Origin of the sequence: Nonomuraea sp. NPDC049758 (assembly GCF_040674635.1) — a bacterium.
Classification (GTDB): Bacteria; Actinomycetota; Actinomycetes; order Streptosporangiales; family Streptosporangiaceae; genus Nonomuraea.
In genome coordinates this window covers 1-1,971 of the sequence record NZ_JBFAMZ010000062.1, presented here as the reverse complement: position 1 = coordinate 1,971, position 1,971 = coordinate 1, and the positions used below count along the sequence as shown (strand labels likewise).

Genomic DNA, 1,971 nt, shown 5'->3' with positions numbered 1-1,971 from the left:
GTGGCTGTTGCGAAATTGCGTGAGGTGGTGCTGAACGTTCGGGGTGAGACAGGTAGCTCGGGTTCGGCCTCGATGGGCCGTAGGGGTCACTTGGCCAGTGCGGCTGTGCGCTGGATTGCCGCCAGGCGGCAGAACTTGCCGAGGTTGAGGACCATGGCGGCGAAGGTGAGCTCGGCTTGGCAGGCGGTCAAGCCGCGGCGGGCGAAGCGCCGCAGACCGGTGCGATCTTTGAGATGGCCGTTGACGGGTTCGATGGTTGCACCGCGTCGTTTGTAGAGCGCAGCGCCTTCCTCTGTCGCCAGACGCTCGATCATGAGGGCTGCTGGAGCGGCATTGGCAGAGTGCGGCGGTTGACGCTGGCCGATTGCGGGCAGGTCTGCGGTTTTGCCAGGTGCAATCAGCCGGTCAGGGCCGGGGGCGGTGAGGTTGGCGTGGCTCCAGTATCCGGCATCGAACAGCAGGGGTCCCATCCAGTCGGTCCGGCAGGGACAGTCGGTGTCAGTGCAGCCGTGCGGGTCGCCGTCGGCTGTGTGCGCGGCCGAGATCGTGATACAGCATCCGCCCACTGTCGGACATTGGCGCAGGCAGCGGGCCTGGTGCAGCAACAGCGCCGCGTGAAGCGCCGCCTGGCTCATCGGTCGCAGTTGCCGCCGGTCGTTGACGTCTTGCACGAGGCGAGTCGCGAGGATCAGGCCGTCGTCGGCCACCGCGAGTTGGGCGTTATAGCCCTGCACGGTGCCTCCATGGCTGTCGTGCATCAGCCGGCTGTCGGGATCAGTGACATTACGCCGGGCGACGGGGCGTTCGCTCTTGACGGTGATGCCGCGCGGCCCGTGCCTTCCCCCGCCTGGCACGGGTGACAGATCGGAATGTGTGCCCTCGGCCTCGGGCGCGGTCTTGCGTGTCCGGACAGTGGCCAGCTCACGCTCGGCCCGGGCCACCCACCGTTTGGCGCGGGCCACCTGCTGGCCGCGATTCTCATCGAAGCTGAACGGCCCAAGATGCGGCCTGGGCCCCTGACCGGCCTCGAACCGCCGCATCTGCTCGCGCACTACCGCGATGCGCTCGCGTTTGGCCGCGATCTCCTGGGCCAGCCGGTCCTGAGCCGCTTGCAGCCGCGCTTCGGCGATCGCCACGGGATCGGCTCCGATCGGGCGAGAGCCCACGTCGTTGCGGCCAGCCCGGGTGGCCTCCACAAACGCGCGTTCCTTGGCCGCCGCAGATTCGGCATCCAGTCCGCGCTCGGCCTCCTCGGCGATCACCTCGGCCAGCGCCCGCTTGATCCGCTCTTGTCGATCACGGCGACCTCGCAGCTGCCGTGGTGTCTCCGCTCCGTGCTCGCCCACCCCGAGGGCTGTGTCTTCGGCTGCATCCTCCGCTGCTGCCCGTGTGAGAATCTCCTCGACCTGCTGCTGCAGCCACTGCCGACGACAACTGGCCTTCTTCGACGCGTTCGCGGCGATCTTCGTGCCATCCACGGCGATTACCCCGAGCCGCCCCAGCCCGGCCTTCGCGCAGATCACCAGCACCTGCGTGAACAGATCCCGTACCGCGTCTTGATGCTGCTGCCGGAACCGAGCGATCACCGTGTGATCGGGGACGTGCAGCCCACAGATCACCCGCATCGCCACATCTGTCCGGCACGACCGCTCGATCTGCCGTGACGAGCGCACCCCGGCCGAGTACGCATAGATCAGCAGCGCCAGCAGCATCCGCGGATCATAGGCACGCCGTCCCGGCCCGCATTGGACATACCGGGCCTCCAGCGCGGCGGCGTTCAGGTGCTCGACCACCTCAAGCAGCACCCACACCACGTGATCGTCGGGAAGCCATTCACGCATATCCACCGGCAGCAGAAACTGCTGATCCCGATCAACCCGTCGGAAGCCTTTCGCCACCCGCCCATCCAATGGTCATCCAGATCACCGAATGCACGGCTCACCAAGATCGTGCTCAAAAAGCAACAGCCAC

1 protein-coding gene is annotated in these 1,971 nt (G+C 67.1%); it reads right to left on the bottom strand.

Going from position 1 to position 1,971, the window contains the following annotated elements; translation table 11 throughout:
- Nucleotides 1–86: 86 nt before the first annotated feature.
- Nucleotides 87–1,811: a transposase gene (locus tag AB0J46_RS51870; protein WP_364344929.1), complete on the bottom strand. Its 1,725-nt coding sequence runs from the start codon at nucleotides 1,809–1,811 to the stop codon at nucleotides 87–89.
- Between the last annotated feature and the right edge of the window lie 160 nt (nucleotides 1,812–1,971).